This window comes from Allobosea sp. GW823-FHT02B03, from assembly GCF_058797755.1.
Map to the genome: position 1 here is coordinate 163,443 of NZ_JBXAJY010000003.1, position 16,191 is coordinate 179,633.

The 16,191-nt window shown below is 67.9% G+C and carries 13 protein-coding genes; 7 read left to right on the forward strand and 6 right to left on the reverse strand.

Annotated elements, in window-relative coordinates:
- Positions 1-16: 16 nt before the first annotated feature.
- The 4 genes from AC1REK_RS10395 to AC1REK_RS10410 are packed head-to-tail and all read right to left on the reverse strand — an operon-like array spanning position 17 to position 3,348.
- A complete protein-coding gene (locus AC1REK_RS10395; protein WP_492268100.1) occupies positions 17-1,207 on the reverse strand; it encodes an acyl-CoA dehydrogenase family protein in 1,191 nt (396 codons plus the stop codon).
- A gap of 1 nt (position 1,208) precedes the next feature.
- A complete protein-coding gene (locus AC1REK_RS10400; protein ID WP_492268099.1) occupies positions 1,209-2,042 on the reverse strand; it encodes an enoyl-CoA hydratase family protein in 834 nt (277 codons plus the stop codon).
- Positions 2,039-2,584: a MarR family winged helix-turn-helix transcriptional regulator gene (locus AC1REK_RS10405; RefSeq protein WP_492268098.1), complete on the reverse strand. Its 546-nt coding sequence runs from the start codon at positions 2,582-2,584 to the stop codon at positions 2,039-2,041. Before AC1REK_RS10405 ends, AC1REK_RS10400 begins: the two co-directional genes overlap by 4 nt.
- Positions 2,585-2,586: 2 nt before the next feature.
- On the reverse strand, positions 2,587-3,348 hold the full coding sequence (locus AC1REK_RS10410) for an SDR family NAD(P)-dependent oxidoreductase (RefSeq protein ID WP_492268097.1): 762 nt from the start codon (positions 3,346-3,348) through the stop codon (positions 2,587-2,589).
- A 234-nt stretch (positions 3,349-3,582) separates the two neighbouring features.
- Between AC1REK_RS10410 and AC1REK_RS10415 the strand changes: the two genes are divergently transcribed.
- The 6 genes from AC1REK_RS10415 (at position 3,583) to AC1REK_RS10440 (ending at position 10,100) form a co-directional block, all read left to right on the forward strand.
- Entirely contained in the window at positions 3,583-5,937 is a 2,355-nt protein-coding gene (locus tag AC1REK_RS10415) for a bifunctional salicylyl-CoA 5-hydroxylase/oxidoreductase (RefSeq protein WP_492268096.1), read from the forward strand.
- Between the two features lie 556 nt (positions 5,938-6,493).
- Positions 6,494-7,441, forward strand: coding sequence for a ring-cleaving dioxygenase (locus AC1REK_RS10420; protein ID WP_492268095.1), 948 nt, complete (start codon positions 6,494-6,496; stop codon positions 7,439-7,441).
- A 245-nt stretch (positions 7,442-7,686) separates the two neighbouring features.
- Positions 7,687-8,823, forward strand: coding sequence for a DUF2778 domain-containing protein (locus tag AC1REK_RS10425; RefSeq protein WP_492268094.1), 1,137 nt, complete (start codon positions 7,687-7,689; stop codon positions 8,821-8,823).
- Positions 8,824-8,932: 109 nt separating this feature from the next.
- Positions 8,933-9,340, forward strand: coding sequence for a DUF6152 family protein (locus tag AC1REK_RS10430; protein ID WP_492268093.1), 408 nt, complete (start codon positions 8,933-8,935; stop codon positions 9,338-9,340).
- An 8-nt stretch (positions 9,341-9,348) separates the two neighbouring features.
- The gene (locus AC1REK_RS10435; protein ID WP_492268092.1) at positions 9,349-9,816 is read left to right on the forward strand and encodes a DUF2214 domain-containing protein; all 468 of its coding nucleotides are present in this window, start codon (positions 9,349-9,351) and stop codon (positions 9,814-9,816) included.
- Positions 9,817-9,869: 53 nt separating this feature from the next.
- Positions 9,870-10,100: a hypothetical protein gene (locus AC1REK_RS10440; protein WP_492268091.1), complete on the forward strand. Its 231-nt coding sequence runs from the start codon at positions 9,870-9,872 to the stop codon at positions 10,098-10,100.
- Positions 10,101-10,194: 94 nt separating this feature from the next.
- Here the strand turns inward: AC1REK_RS10440 and AC1REK_RS10445 are convergent, their stop codons facing one another.
- Both AC1REK_RS10445 and topA read right to left on the reverse strand, forming a co-directional pair.
- Complete coding sequence (locus AC1REK_RS10445; RefSeq protein WP_492268090.1) at positions 10,195-12,282, reverse strand: methyl-accepting chemotaxis protein; 2,088 nt, start codon at positions 12,280-12,282, stop codon at positions 10,195-10,197.
- A gap of 91 nt (positions 12,283-12,373) precedes the next feature.
- On the reverse strand, positions 12,374-15,043 hold the full coding sequence (gene topA / locus AC1REK_RS10450; protein WP_492268089.1) for a type I DNA topoisomerase: 2,670 nt from the start codon (positions 15,041-15,043) through the stop codon (positions 12,374-12,376).
- 221 nt (positions 15,044-15,264) lie between these two features.
- Between topA and panB the strand changes: the two genes are divergently transcribed.
- Positions 15,265-16,086 carry a 3-methyl-2-oxobutanoate hydroxymethyltransferase gene (panB, locus tag AC1REK_RS10455; protein ID WP_492268088.1) on the forward strand — a complete coding sequence of 274 codons (822 nt, stop codon included), beginning with the start codon at positions 15,265-15,267 and terminating at the stop codon, positions 16,084-16,086.
- Positions 16,087-16,191 lie beyond the last annotated feature (105 nt).

The following is a 16,191-nucleotide window of genomic DNA, read 5'->3' on the forward strand; positions in this document are numbered from 1 at the left end:
AGGATGAGGGCTGGAGCTAGATCTTGCCCTTGTTCTGTCCGTCGATGTTTTTCAGCAGGTCCCGCGCGATCACGATCTTCTGGACCTCGCTGGCGCCTTCGTAGATCCGCAGCGCCCTGATCTCGCGGTAGAGCTCCTCGACCTTGACGCCGCGCGTGACGCCGAGCCCGCCATGGATCTGCACGGCGCGGTCGATGACCCGCTGGGCGTTCTCGGTGGCGACGAGCTTGGCGAGCGCAGCCTCGCGGGTGACGCGGGGCGCGCCTCGATCCTTGGTCCAGGCGGCGCGGTAGACCAGCAGCGCCGCCGCATCGACCTCCGCCGCGCTGTCGGCGATGGCGGCCTGCGAAAGCTGGAGGTCTCCGAGCGTGCCGCCGAACAGCTTGCGGCCGTTCGCGTGGCTCACCGTCTCGTGCAGGGCGCGCCGCGCGAAGCCGAGCGCGGCGGCGCCGACCGTCGAGCGGAAGATGTCGAGCGTCGCCATCGCGACCTTGAAGCCGTCGCCCGGCCCGCCGATGCGGTTCTCGACGGGGATGCGGCAGGCATCGAAGCGCAAAGTCGCCAGCGGATGCGGCGCGATCACGTCGATGCGCTCGGTGACGCTGAGTCCCGGCGTGTCGGCCTCGACCAGATAGGCGGAGAGGCCGCGGGCGCCCGGCGCCTCACCCGAGCGTGCGAAGACGACGTAATGGTCGGCGATGCCACCATTCGAGATCCAGGTCTTCTCGCCGTCGAGGCGGATATGCGTATTGCCGTCCGGCGTCGCCGATGTCGCCATCGCAGCGACGTCGGAGCCGGCTTCCTTCTCCGAGAGCGCGAAGGCGGCGATGCGCTTGCCGTCGCGCACGCCGGGCAGGATGCGCTGCCGCATCGCCTCGCTGCCGGCGATCGAGATCGAGCCGGTGCCGAGGCCCTGCATGGCAAAGGCGAAATCGGAGAGGCCGTCACGGGCGGCGAGGATCTCGCGGGCAAGGCAGAGCGTGCGGACATCCAGCGCGGCGTGCAGCCCGCCATGGGCGGCCGGAACCGTGGCACGCAGGAAGCCGGCCTCGCCCAGCGCCTTCACGCGGGCGCGGCAGGCGGCGTCGACATCGTCATGCGGCAGGCCGGGCAGGGTCGCATCCGCCCAGGCCGCGAGCTTCCCGGCGAAGTCGCGGTGGTGCGGCTCGAAGAAGGGCCAGTCCAGCGTATCCCCGAGCGAGACCATGTCAGTTGCCCTCGAAGACCGGCTTCTGCTTGGCGGCGAAGGCGTGGTAGGCGCGGGCAAAATCCTCGGTCTGCATGCACAGCGCCTGAGCCACCGCTTCCGCCTCGATCGCGGATTCCACCGACATCGCCCATTCCATCTCGAGCATGCGCTTGGTCATGGCGTTGGCGAAGGTCGGGCCGTCCGCGAGCTCGGCGGCGAGCGCCTGGGCGTCCGCCAGAACGTTCTCGCGGGCGACGAGCCGGTTGAGGAAGCCCCAGCGCTCGGCCTCGTCGCCGCGCAGGATGCGGCCGGTGTAGAGCAGCTCGGCAGCGCGGCCCTGGCCGACGATGCGCGGCAGCATCGCGCAGGCGCCCATGTCGCAGCCGGCGAGGCCGACGCGGTTGAACAGGAAGGCGACCTTGGTCTCGGCGGTGCCGAGGCGCAGGTCGGAGGCCATGGCGATGATCGCGCCGGCGCCGGCGCAGATGCCGTCGATCGCGGCGATGATCGGCTGCGGGCAGGCACGCATCGTCTTGACCAGTTCTCCGGTCATGCGCGTGAACTTCAGAAGGTCCTTGGTCTCCATCGCGACCAGCGGCCCGATGATCTCGAAGACGTCGCCGCCCGAGGAGAAATTGCCGCCGGCGCCGGTCACGACGATGGCCTTGATATCCTCTTCCTTCTGCGCCGCGAGGAAGAAGTCCGCGAGCTCGCGATAGCTCTCGAAGGTGAGGGGGTTCTTCTTCTCCGGCCGGTTCAGCGTCACGGTCGCAACCTTTCCGGCGACCGAAAGCTGGAAATGCTGCGGCGTGAAACCGGCGAGCGGCAGGGTCACGGGGTTGGCGCTGGTCATGTCTGGTCTCCCGCCGGATCAGGCGTGCCGCTCTGGCGGCGGCCGATGGCGTTGTGCAGCGAGGCCTTGGTGCGGCCGAGCAGATGGAAGAGCTGCGCCGTCTCGGCAGGCTCGAGCCCGGCGAAGAGCTCGGCGATCCAGTCCTCGTGCCGCTCCGCCATCGCCTTGAAGGCCCGGCGGCCCTGGGCGGTCAGCGTCAGCACCTGCACGCGTCGGTCCTGGGCGGCCGGGCGCTTGTCGACCAGCCCGTCAGCGAGGAGGCCCGCGACGACGGCGGTGACATTGCCGTTCGAGACCATCAGGCGCTGCGAGACCTCGCCGACCGTCATGCCGGTGGTCGATTTTTCGAGCTGGGCCATCAGGTCGAAGCGCGGCAGCGTCGTCTTGAAGTCCTCGCGCAGGCGGGTGCGGATCTCGCTCTCGATCAGGGTCGAGCAGGTCAGGAGCCGGAGCCAGAGGCGCAGCTCGTCCTTGTGGTCGCCGGGGCGCTCGCTCGCCTTGGTCTCGCGGTCGAGCATGAGGGCATTGACGGGGATTTCCATGCTCAGAACTCCCCGCCATTGATCAGGAGGGACTGGCCGGTGATGCCGCGGCTTTCGGGCTGGCAGAGGTTGAGCACGCTCGCCGCGACCTCTTCGGGGGTGATCAGCCGGCCCTGCGGATTATCCTTCACCAACTGCGCCAGCGCATCCTGCGCCGTCACGCCGGTCTTGCCGGTGATCGTGGCGATGCTGCCGGCAACCATGTCGGTATCGGTATAGCCGGGGCAGATGGCGTTGACGGTGACGCCGCTGCGGGCGGTTTCAAGCGCAAGCGAACGGACCAGCCCGACCACAGCGTGCTTGGCTGCGACATAGGCGGAAACATAGGGGTAGCCGCGATGCCCGGCGGTCGAGGCGATCGCGATCAGCCGGCCGGAGCCGCGCTCCAGCATCGCCGGCAGGGTCGGGCGGAAGCTGTTGACCGTGCCGACGAGATTGATCTCGACCATGCGCCGGAACAGGGCGGCATCGCTCTTGCGGAAGGGGGAGGTCTCGACCGCGCCGGCATTGGCGACGACGATGTCGAAAGGCTTCTCGGCCGAGAGTTCCGCCAGGGCCCGGGCCATTGCGGCCTCGTCGGTGACGTCGACGGTCGCGGCCCGGTCGGCCTCGCCAGCGTCCAGAACCTGCTGCAGGATGGTGGCGTTGCGACCGATGATCGAGACCCGGACGCCGGCATGGTGAAGCGCCGCGGCGATCGCGCGGCCAATGCCGCGTCCGCCGCCGCTCACCAGGGCATGCTGTCCCGCCAGAGTCGATGCCATGAAGCCGCCACTCCCGTCTTGCGGGTCAATATATTTTAGGTCTGAAGCATTTTGCAAGAGACTGGAGGGATGCCGGACCCATCGTGATTGGAATTAAGAAATGAACTTATTTTGCAGTGCCTTGAGTCTCCTGTGCGACGGCGTTTCGCGCCGGCGCCCTTGACCTTTCGCGTTCCTGTTGAAAGAAAATTATTTCAGACCTAAAATAACTCGGTCAGCTTGCGGAGAGGCGTCATGCGCATTGCGGTGGTGGGCGGCGGACCGGCGGGGCTCTATTACGCGCTCCTGATGAAGCGCGATTGGCCGGCGCTCGACGTCACGGTGTTCGAACGCAACCGCCATGACGACACGTTCGGCTTCGGCGTCGTCTTCTCCGACCAGACGCTCGATCTGTTCAAGGCGGCGGATCAGCCGAGCTATGAGGCGATCGTCTCGCGCTTCGCCTATTGGGACGACATCTCGATCCATTTCAAAGGCACGCAGCAGCGGATCTCGGGCAATGGCTTCTGCGGCTGCTCGCGGCGCACCCTGCTGATGCTGCTGCAGGAGCGGGCGCGGCAGGTCGGCGTCGCGCTGCGCTTCACCGAGGAGGTCGTCGACATTGCCGCGTTGAAGCGCGATTACGACCTCGTCGTTGGAGCCGACGGCATCAACAGCCGCATTCGCGAGGGCGATCGCGAGCGCTTCGCGCCCGAGGTCGATCTGCGGCCGAACCGCTTCGTCTGGATGGGCTCGACCCGGCCCTTCGACGCTTTCACCTTCTTCTTCAAGGAGACGCGGCACGGCGTCTTCATCGCGCATTGCTACCAGTACGAGGCGGGGCAATCGACCTGGGTGCTGGAGACCGACCCGGAGACCTTCGCCCGCGCCGGACTCGAGGCCATGGACGAGGCGGGCTCGGCTGCCTTCCTGGAGAATGTCTTCGCCGAGGAGCTTCAGGGCCATCGGCTGATCACCAATCGCTCGCTCTGGCGGCAGTTCCCGATGATCCGCTGCCAGAACTGGGTGGTCGACAATGTCGTGCTGCTCGGCGACGCCAAGGCGACCGCGCATTTCTCGATCGGCTCCGGCACCAAGCTCGCCATGGAGGATGCGATCGCGCTGCACGGCGCCTTCCGCAGGACCGGGCTCGACGTGAAGGCGGCGCTCGCTTCCTTCGAGGCGACACGACGCGAGGAGGTCGAGAAGACCCAACACGCGGCCGATGTCTCGCTGGTCTGGTTCGAGCAGCTCGAGCGCTTCTGGGATTTCGAGCCGCTGCGCTTCGCCTTCGGGCTGATGACCCGCTCCAAGGCGATCACCTATGACAATCTCGCCTTGCGCGCACCGGAATTCGTCGCGGCCGTCGACAGGCTCGTCGCTGAGGATCTCGGCGCGGACCAGGCGGTGCGACGGGACGGTTCGCCGGTGCCGCCGGCCTTCCAGCCCTTCCGGATGCGCGAGATGCAGGTCGCGAACCGCTTCGTCGTCTCGCCGATGTGCCAGTACTCGGCGCAGGAGGGCCTGCCGGGCGACTGGCACCTCATGCATTACGGCGCCCGCGCCATCGGCGGGGCGGGGCTGGTCTTCACCGAGATGACCTGCGTCTCGGCCGATGCCCGGATCACGCCCGGCTGCGCGGGGCTCTACAGCGACGAGCAGGAGGCGGCCTGGAAGCGGATCGTCGACTTCGTGCACGCCAATTCGGCGGCGAAGCTCTGCCTCCAGCTAGGCCATGCCGGGCGCAAGGGCGCGAGCAAGCTGATGTGGGACGGCATGGACCGCCCTCTGGAAGAGGGCGCCTGGCCAATCCTCTCCGCCTCGCCATTGCCCTATTATCCCGAGAGCCAGGTTCCGCGCGAGATGACGCGGGTCGACATGGACCGGGTCCTGGCCGATTTCGTGCTGGCGGCCGAGCGTGGCCTGCGCGCCGGATTCGACATGCTGGAGCTGCACTGCGCCCATGGCTATCTGCTCGCCAGCTTCCTTTCGCCCCTGACCAACCGGCGCAGCGACGCCTATGGCGGCCCGCTCGAAAACCGGATGCGCTATCCGCTTGAAGTCTTTGCCGCGCTTCGCGAAACCTGGCCGGCCGACAAGCCGATGTCAGTCCGCATCTCGGCGACCGACTGGCAGCAAGGCGGCATCAGCGCCGAGGACGCGGTGGCGATCTCGGAGGCGTTCGCAGCGGCTGGCTGCGACCTCGTCGACGTCTCGACCGGGCAGACCACGCCCAAGGCCCGGCCGCATTACGGCCGCATGTTCCAGACCCCGTTCTCCGATCGCATCCGCAACGAGGCCGGTGTCGCGACGATGTGCGTCGGCGCGATCACTTCGGCCGACCAGGCCAACACCATCGTCGCGGCCGGCCGGGCCGATCTCGTGGCGCTTGGGCGTCCACATCTGGCGGACCCCTCCTTCGTGCTGCGCGCGGCCGCCTGGTACGAGGCTGATGTCGCCCAGCCGGTCCAGTACCTGCCCGGCAAGGACCAGTTGATGCGCAACACGCCGCGCGAGCGCGAGGAGCTGCGCGAGCTCAAGCTCAAGGCAAAGCCTAGCCGCCATGGCGAGGGCGCAGTCGCGGCGCAGCCGGCCCGGGCCGCGGAATAACGCGGAACCTCGCGGCCTGCCGGTGGGTTGTCGTCCGAAGCTCATTTCGGATGATGGGAGGCAAGGCCATGGCACGAGGCCGCACTGGAACGACCGTACTCGCACTGCTCATCGGTTTCGCGCTCGGCGCAGGCCAGACTTTCGCCCAGACCACAACGCCGGCCCAGCCTTCGACCACGCCGAGTCCACCCGAGCAGCCCGGTGTGGGTCCGCAGACGACCCATCCCACCCAGGTCGACAAGGGGCAGAACATGATCCTGCCCTCGGCTGGGCAGGCGGGCCAGTCGGCAGCGCCAACGATGGTGTATGACTGCGAGAAGAAGCCTCAGGACTGCACTACCCCGACTAACCCAGGCGATCAGGCTGACAAGCCGGCATTGTCGCCGCCCCCGGCCGGAGCGCCGCCTGCGAAGCCATAGAGTTCATTGCGTTCTTGCAATGTACGATTGTCGCGGGCCCGGGTTTATGGCGTAGCGGCAATGCCTATCTTGGTGGCGACCGATGCAACAGCGTGCGTCGCCGAAAAGGTGACGCCGCCAGGATAGGGGCTCACGCCATGCAACTCACAGGCATCCACCACGTCACCGCGATCACCGCGCAGGCCGCGCAGAACCACCGCTTCTATGTCGAGACGCTCGGCCTGCGGCTGGTCAAGAAGACCGTCAACCAGGACGACACCTCGGCCTATCACCTGTTCTATGCCGACGGTGCCGGCTCGCCCGGCACTGATCTGACCTTCTTCGACTGGCCGACGGCTCCGGCGCGGCGCGGCACCCATTCGATCGTCCGCACCGCCCTGCGCGTCGCGAACGAAGCCTCGCTCGAATGGTGGCGGCAGCGGCTTTCGGCGGCGGGCGTCGCGGTCTCGGACATCGTCACGATCAATGGTCGGGCGGCGCTCGATTTCGAGGATCCCGAGGGGCAGCGCCTGACGCTCGTCGCGGATGGCGGCGAGATTCCCTTCGCGGTCTGGGAGAAGAGTTCGGTTCCGGCCGAGCACCAGATTCGCGGGCTTGGGCCGGTGACGATCTCCGTGCCGCAGATCGAGCGCACGGAACTCGTGCTGACCAAGCTTCTCGGGCTGGAGCGGGCCTCGAACTACCAGCACGCGCCGCATGCTTCCGGGGACATCCACGTCTTCAAGATCGGCGAGGGTGGCCCTGCCGCGGAGCTGCACGTCGCGGTCGAGCCCGGCCTGCCGCAGGCCCGCGAAGGGGCGGGGGGCGTGCATCATCTGGCGCTACGGACGCCGAGCTTCGGCGAATACGACGCCTGGGCCGAGCGGCTGCGGGAATCCGGCTATCCCAATAGCGGGCCGGTCGATCGGTTCTACTTCCGCTCGCTCTATCTGCGCGAGCCGAACGGCATCCTGATCGAGATCGCCAGCGACGGCCCGGGCTTCGCCACCGACGAGCCGGCCGAGACCATGGGCGAAGCCCTGTCGCTGCCGCCCTTCCTCGAAGCGAAGCGGGCGGCGATCGAGGCTGGGCTGAAGCCGCTCTAGCACTGTCCCGAACGGGCTGGTGCACCTGCCGTCGGCGGGTGCACCGGCCTTTTCGTTGCCGGATGTCGCGTCGATTTTTTTCGTTGCGATTCATCCAGGATTAACCAAGCGCGCGCTCAATGAAGGCACGAGGTTGGGCGCTTCCCGAAACCACGGATCGGCCGGCAACGCCCTGATCGCTGGATAAGCGACGGGTGTCGTCACTGGGTCCTGGCGGCGTGCTCATGTGTCCCGAGGCGTTGCGTATGCGTTATTCGAACAGGTCGACCGGCTATGCCTATAGCCTCGGGCGTCGGCGCCGCTCCGGTCCGTTCCTGCGGCTAGCCATGCTGTTCGCGATCGGCGGGGCTGCCGCCGCAGGTGTTTCGTTCTGGCAGGGCACGCGTGGCGAAGCCGGTGGTGCGCATGATGCGCCCACGCAGGTCGCTCGGACGTTGCCGGTCAAGGCTGCCGCTCCTGCGAGCGTCGCTGCGCTGCCAGTGCTACGACCCGGCTATGTCGCCGGCTATGTCGCGCGGCCGATGGCCGAAAGCCGGCCGCTTGCCGGAGGCTTCCAGTCAGCGAAGCCGGCGCCGAAGCTTGCCGCGCTCGATCCTGAGACGACCGGCTCGATCGCGCCGTCCACGGTCTCCAGCCCCGCGGTCGCGGCGATCCTGCCGCCTGTCCCGCCGGCAGCCGAGCCGGCACAGAAGATCGCCCTGATCAGCCCCTTGCCGGTGCCGCGCCCGTCCGATCTCAAGCTCCCGTCGGTGCCCGAGCCGCGTGCCGCGGCCCGCAGCGCCTCGCGCCGGAGCAAGGATGTCGCCGCCGCGGCCGAGCCGCCCGTCGACAACCGGTCCTTCCTCGAGAAGATTTTCGGCGCGAGGACGCCGACCACCGGCACGCAGCTCGCCTATGCCGCCCCGCAGGACGATATCTCTGGGCGTCGCGGCAGCGGCCTGACGGTGGCGCCCGAGCCGGCCCCGGCGCCATCTCCGATGGCTTCGCCGATGAGCGTCGGCCCCAAGACGGCGGTCTACGACATCAGCGCCCGCACGCTCTATCTGCCGAATGGCGAGCGGCTCGTGGCGAATTCCGGCCTCGGCGAGAAGATGAACGATCTGCGCTATGTCCATGTGCGGATGCACGGGCCGACGCCGCCGCATGTCTATACGCTGACCGAGCGCGAGGCGCTGTTCCATGGCGTGAGGGCGATCCGGATGCATCCTGTCGGCGGCGCCGGCAAGATCTTCGGCCGCACCGGCCTCCTGGTGCACAGCTACCTGCTCGGCCCGCGCGGCGACTCCAATGGCTGCGTCTCGGTCAAGGACTATGACCGTTTCCTGCAGGCTTTCCTGCGCGGCGAGATCACGCGGCTCGTCGTGGTGCCCGGCCGGGGCTGATCGGCAGCTGATCGGATCGTGAACCGCGAAGGCGCGGTTCTTCCATGGGCAGGGCGACGCCGGGCGGTATAGTCCCCGGCAGCCGCCAGAAGCCATGGGGAGCCGATCCATGACGCGTCTCAGCCTTCTTTCGCCGATTTCCCGCCGCAGCCTGGTCTGGCTGACGCTGGCTGGAACCATGCTGGCCGGCGCGCCGGTCATCGCCCATCACGGCTGGTCCTGGGCCGAAGGCGAGCAGATGGAGCTGAAGGGCACGATCCGCAGCATCGCGATGGCGCCGCCGCATCCGATGCTGATGGTCACCGCCGCCGACGGCAAGGTCTGGCAGGTCGATCTCGGCAATCCCAACCAGACCGAGCGCTCCGGCTTCACCGGCACGACCGCCAAGGCGGGCGATGCGGTGACCGCGATCGGCAACCGGCATCTCGACAAGAGCAAGGCGCATATGAAAGCGGTCCGGATCGTGCTCGCCGGCAAGAACTACGACATGTATCCGGAGCGGATCCGCACGAACTGACGCTGCCGATGGATCTCGTCGCCGGCCTTGAGGCCTGGCCGGGTGCCGTGCTGATCCGGCAGTCCGGCACGGCCTATCTCTTCGTCAACGCTGCCCATATCCTCGGGGTCGGCCTGCTCGTCGGCGCGGTCCTGCCGCTCGACCTGCGGCTGCTCGGCTTTTTCCGTGCCGTGCCGCTGGCGGTGATCGGCGCCTTCCTGATGCGCGCCGCCGCCTTCGGACTGGCGCTGGCGCTGGCGACGGGGTTCTGGCTGTTTACCGTCAAGCCGGACGAGTATCTCGCCAATGAGGCCTTCCTCTGGAAGTTAGGGTTGCTCGTGCTCGCCATCGCCAATATCGGGCTGCAGCATGCCGGCGGCTACCGCAGGGCGCTCGCGGACGGCACGGTGACGGGCGCAATGCGTTTCCGGGCGGCGGTCTCGGCGACGCTCTGGCTGGCGACGCTGCTGGCCGGGCGCTGGATCGGATTTCTGTAGGAGGCGGGATGGCGAGGTTGCGGACCGGGGCAGGAGGGCTCCCGATTGCGGGCATGTTCGCTCTGCTGCTCGTCTCGGCGATGCCGGCGAATGCCGAGGTGCGCTTCGGCAGCAATGTCCGCATCGGCGGGCACGACGCTTCCAACCAGCGCTTCGACCGCCGGAATCGCGGCGTCTATCACCTCTACCGAGGCAAGCCGCGCAACCCGGGCTGCAACTGGCGCCCTGACGGCCGGGGTGGGCGGGTCAAGATCTGCCATCTGCAGCGCATAGGGCGGCGCTGACCGGGCAGCTTTGCGCAAGGCTCATCGCCGATCTCGCGGGCTTTGGTTTGGGGTCGGGCAGCAGCGATGGTGCCGCCCGACCGGCGCTTCAGTTTCAGAACTCTTCCCAGCCGGCGTCGCCGCCGCGCGCATTGGCGACCTTGCGGGCCGAGGCGGGCGCAGGGATCGCTGTCGGGCGCTCCCGGCGAGGCGCCGGCTGATGCTCGGCAAAGGCGGCTTCCGCCAGCCTGCGCAGCCGTTCCGGCTCAGGGGCGCCGATCGGCTCGATGACGACCGACTGGCACGCCCCGCTGCCGGAGCCCGCGCTCGTCCGGAAGCCGGAGACAAGGGCATTAAGCTCACCGATCTTGCTCGACAGCGCGCTGGCCGAGGCAGCGCTCTGTTCGGCCAGCGCCGCGTTCGCTTGTGTCATCTCGTCCATATGGGCCACCGTCTGGCTCATCTCCTCGATGCCGTTGGCCTGCTCGTTCGAGGCGGCGGCAACATCCGAGACGGTGGCCTGAACGTTCTGCGACGCGGCGACGATGCGGGTCAGCGCGTCACCGGCCTGGCGAACCAGCTTCACGCCGGCCTCGACCTCGGTGTTGGAGGACGAGATCAGGCCCGAGATATCCTTGGCGGCCTCGCCGGAGCGCTGCGCGAGCGTGCGGACCTCGGACGCGACCACGGCGAAGCCCTTGCCGGCATCGCCGGCCCGTGCCGCCTCGACCGCCGCGTTCAGCGCCAAGAGGTTGGTCTGGAAGGCGATGTCGTCGATGACACGGGTGATGTCGGAGATCTTCTTCGAGGCCTGCTCGATGCGCTCCATGGCCGAGACGGCCTCGGTGACGATGTTGCCGCCGGCCTGCGCGACCTGCATGGCCTCGCCGGCCTGGCGCACGGCCTGCTGGGCGGCCTGGGCCGCAGCCTTGACCGAGGCCGCGAGCTCCTCGGTCGTCGCGGCGCTCTCTTCCAGCGAGGAGGCCTGTTCCTCCGTGCGCTTCGACAGGTCGTCGGAGCCCGTGTTGATCTCGCGGGCCGAAAGGCCGACATCGGCCGACATCGCCTGGATGGTGCTGACCGTCGAGGACAGACGCGCCATCGTCTCGTTGATCGCGTCCTTCAGCTCGGCGAAGCGGCCGCGATAGGCGGTCGGGACCTGCTGGGTCAGATCGCCGGCAGCCAGCGCCTGCAGCGCCGCGACGAACTCGGTCGTGGCGTTGTCGACCACGGTGTTGATCTCGTTGATGCCTTCGACCAGCTGCTGCATCTGTGCGTCGCCATCGTCGATCTGCAGCCGCGCCGAGAAATCGCCGGCAGCGGCCGCGGTGACGACCTCGCCGACATCCGACACCACCGAGGCCATCGCGTCGGCGGAACGAATGCGCGCCGCGGAAGCCTCGCGCTCCTTTTCCTGCAGCAGCGCGACCTGCTCGGTGCTCTCGCGCAGCACGGAAACTGCCCGCGCCATCTCGCCGATCTCGTCGCGGCGCGCGGTGTGGGGAACCTCGATCCGGGTGTCGCCCGCGGTCAGGCGAGTCATCGTTCCCCCGAGATCGACGAGGGGGCGGATGATCGAGCGCCGGGAGAAGATGAGCGCGCCTGCAATGGCGCCACCAAGCACCAGGATCAGCGCTGTCGGCAGCCAGATCCGCACCTGCGCCGAGAAAGCGCTGGACTCTGTATCAAGCTCATTGGCGCGCGTCTCGTTGAAGCTGCTGAGCGAGGTCAGCTCTTCCTGAAGTGCGGCGCGGTTCTTCCTGCTCGCATCGCTGTTGCCCCAGGCTTCGGCGGCGCGGGCCGAAATCTCGCGGACCAGGCGCGTCGTTTCCGTGCGGATGGCGATGAACTCGGCGATGAGCCCGCTGACCTTTTCCATGCGCTCGCTCTCGCTGGAGGGCATGATCTCGGCGAGGTCCTTGCGGCGCTGCTCGACATTGAACAGTCCGGCCTCCACCGTCGTCGCCGCGATGCCCGCCAGATGCGGGTTTCGGGCGGTGTAGATGAGGTAGGAATCGGCGACGACGAGGTTGACCGCCACATTGAGCCGCTCGGCCGAGAGCGCGATATGGTTCTGCTGCGAGGAGCGTGTGTTCATCGTGTCGATGCGCGCCATCGCCAGCAAGGCGAAGCCGACCGCAACCAAGGCGCCGGTCGCGACAATCGCGATCAACCCCAGAATCTGGGTCCTGATGGATTTCATGCTGTTCCCCTGCGCCGTCGTTTTGATTGCGGCGACGCAGGGTAACCTAGGGTTTTGAATGCAGCGTTAACTGCACTCCGCCCGGTCGAGACTAGTCCTCGGTCTTGGCGGTCTTCTTGGTTGCGCTGGCCTTCTTGGGCGTCGCAGTCTTCTTGGCTGTGGTGCTCTTCGCCTTTGCCGGCGCCTTGGCGGCCGCAGGCTTGGCGCTTGCCTTCGCCTTGGTCTTGGTGCCGCCGCCCGCTGCCGCCTTGGCATTGACCAGCTCGATGGCCTGCTCGGGCGTGATCTCCTCCTGCGTCATCGACTTCGGCAGGGTGGCGTTGACCTTGCCCCAGTTGACGTAGGGCCCGTACTTGCCGGCGCGCACCACCATCTTGCCGCCGGAGGGATGGTCGCCGAGCTCACGGCCGGGCGCGGCCGCAGCGCCGAAGCGCCGGCCGCCGGCGCCGCTTTCCTTGGCGACGATCAGGTCGATGGCGCGGTTGGCGCCGATGTCGAGGATGTCGTCGTCCTTGTCGATGTTGGCGTAGGTCTTGCCGTGCTGGACGTAAGGCCCGTAACGGCCGATGCCCGCAAGGATCGGCTCGCCGCTCTCCGGATGGCGCGCAACCTCACGGGGGAGCGAGAGCAGCGCGAGCGCCTTCTCGAGTGAGAGCGTTGCGGCATTCTCGCCCTTGGGCAGGCTGGAGCGCTTCGGCTTCTCGCCCTCGCCGAGCTGGACATAGGTCCCGAAGCGGCCCTCACGGACGCTGACCTCGAGCCCGCTATCCGGATCGGTGCCGAGCACGCGCACACCATTGACCATCTGGCCGCCGCCTTCACCGGAGCCTTCGCCCTCGGCCGGCACGGTCAGTGGCCGGGTGAAGCGGCATTCGGGATAGTTCGAGCAGCCGACGAAAGCGCCGAACTTGCCGAGCTTGAGCGAGAGCGTGCCGGTGCCGCAGACCTGGCAGCGGCGCGGATCGCCACCGTCGGCGCGTGGCGGGAAGACGTAATCGCCGAGGATGCCGTTCAGCGAGTCGAGCACCTCGGTGACACGTAGCTCCTTGGTCTCGCCGATCGTCGCGGTGAACTCTTCCCAGAACTCGCGCAGCAGCGCCTTCCAGTCGATCTCGGCATTGGAGACGCGGTCGAGCTTCTCCTCGAGGCTCGCCGTGAAATCGAACTCGACATAGCGCTTGAAGAAGCTCTCCAGGAACGCCGTGACGAGCATGCCCTTGTCCTCGGGCACGAGGCGCTTCTTCTCGATGCGGACATATTCGCGGTCGCGCAGCGTTCCGAGCGTCGCGGCATAGGTCGAGGGACGGCCTATGCCGAGCTCTTCCATGCGCTTGACCAGGCTCGCTTCCGAGAAGCGCGGCGGCGGCTCGGTGAAGTGCTGGTCGGCGGCGATGGCACGCTTCTCCAGCGGGTCGCCGGCCTTCATCGGCGGCAGCTTCCTCGAATCCTCGTCTTCCTCGTCGTCTCGGCTCTCCTGATAGAGCGTCAGGAAGCCGTCGAAGAGCACGACCTGGCCGGTGGCGCGCAGTTCGAGATCGCGGGCGCCGACCTTGGCGGCGATGTCGACCGTGGTGCGCTCGATCGACGCGGATTCCATCTGGCTGGCGATGGTGCGCTTCCAGATCAGCTCATAGAGCTTGGCCTGCTCGGGCTCGAGATGGCGCGCGACCATCGCCGGCAAGCGGCCGAGATCGGTCGGGCGGATGGCTTCGTGAGCCTCCTGTGCGTTCTTCGCCTTGACCGTGTATTTGCGCGGAGCCTGCGGGACGTAATTGTCGCCGAACTCCTTGCCGATCACGCGGCGCGCCGCGGCGATCGCCGAGCCGTCCATGTCGACGCCGTCGGTACGCATATAGGTGATCAGGCCGACCGTCTCGCCGCCGATGTCGACGCCTTCATAGAGGCGCTGGGCCAATTGCATGGTGCGGGCCGGGGCGAGGCCGAGCTTGCGCGAGGCTTCCTGCTGCAGCGTCGAGGTCTGGAAGGGTGGCTGGGGGTGGCGCCTGACCGGCTTGGCCTCGACCTCGGCGACGCTGAAGGCCGCCGTATCGAGCGCGGCCTTGAAGGCGGCGGCTTCCTCGCCGGTGCCGATGTCGAGCCGGGTGATCTTCTTGCCGTCGGCGCCGCTGAGGCGGGCGTCGAAGGTCGCGCCGGTCCTGGTCGCGAGCGTCGCGGTGAGCGACCAGTATTCGCGGGCTCGGAAGGCCTCGATCTCGCGCTCGCGATCGCAGACCAGCCGCAGCGCCACCGACTGGACGCGCCCGGCCGAGCGGGCGCCCGGCAGCTTGCGCCAGAGCACGGGCGAGAGCGTGAAGCCGACGAGATAGTCGAGCGCGCGGCGGGCGAGATAGGCGTCGACCAGCGCCTGGTCGATCTGGCGCGGATTGGCGAGCGCGGTCTGCACCGCTTCCTTGGTGACGGCGTTGAAGGTGACGCGCTCGACCGGGATGCCCTTGATCGCGCGCTTCTGGTTCAGCGCCTCCAGAACGTGCCAGGAAATCGCCTCTCCCTCGCGATCCGGGTCGGTCGCCAGGATGATCTTCTCGGCGTTCTTGGCGGCCTTGGCGATCTCCGACACCTGCTTGGCACCGCGACCCTCGATCTCCCAGAGCATGGCGAAATCGTTCTCGGGATCGACCGAGCCGTCCTTGGCCGGCAGGTCGCGGATGTGCCCGAACGAGGCGATGACCTCGTAGTCGGAGCCCAGGTACTTGTTGATCGTCTTGGCCTTGGCCGGCGACTCGACGACGAGAAGCTTCATGATGCGGATACTCGATGAGACAGCCTCCGCCACCGCGCACCCGGCCGGGAAGGCGGCGGGCGCGGCAGGTGGAGGCTCCGAAGGTTCGGAATTTGCGCGCGAAAGTGGTTCAGCCCGTCGCCGCTGTCAAACTGCGATTGTGCTTTGCGTCAAGTGGGGAACGGGGTAGGGCGCTCCCGCAACCGCGAACTGGGCGGTGCAGCAGAAATGGGGGAGCGCCGATGTCCGTTCAAGTCCGCGTCAGCCGCGTCACCGCGCAGGATGTCCGCCGACGCAAATCGGGCGAGCCGATCGTCTCGCTGACCGCCTATACGGCGCCGATGGCGGCGCTGGTCGACGAGGTCGCGGATTTCATCCTGGTCGGCGACTCGCTCGGCATGGTGGTTTACGGGCTCGACAGCACGGTGCCTGTGACCCTCGACATGATGATCCTGCACGGACAGGCGGTGATGCGGGCGACACGGAAGGCGCTGATCGTCGTCGACATGCCGTTCGGATCCTATGAGGAGAGCCGCGAGCTGGCGCTGCGCAATGCGATGCGAATCCTCAAGGAGACCGGCTGCGGCGCGGTGAAACTCGAAGGTGGGCTGCGCATGGCCGAGACGGTGCGCTTCCTGGTCGAGCGCGGCGTGCCGGTGATGGGGCATGTCGGGCTGACGCCGCAGGCGGTGAACACGCTCGGCGGCTTCAAGGCGCAGGGGCGCGAGCGGGCGGAATGGCCGGCGATCCTGGCCGATGCCGAGGCGATCTCCGAGGCGGGAGCCTTTTCGCTGGTGGTCGAGGCCGTGGCCGAGCCGCTGGCGGCCGAGATCACAAAAAGGGTCGCGATCCCGACCATCGGCATCGGCGCCTCGGCCGCCTGCGACGGGCAGATCCTGGTGCTCGACGACATGCTTGGGCTGACCGGGCGCGTGCCGAAATTCGTCAAGACCTATGGCAGCCTCGCCGGGCAGGTGCGGGAGGCGGTGTCGGCCTATGCCGACGAGGTGAAGGCACGTCGCTTCCCCGGGCCGGAGCACGTCTATGCGGTGAAGGGCGAGTGAAGCTTCGCATGTCGGCAGGTGCCGGCGTGGAGATTGCTTGAGAAAGCCTGTGCAGCAGCCCGCGCGCCATCTTGCGCGCGGGTTGGGGCGCGCCTAAACAGCCTG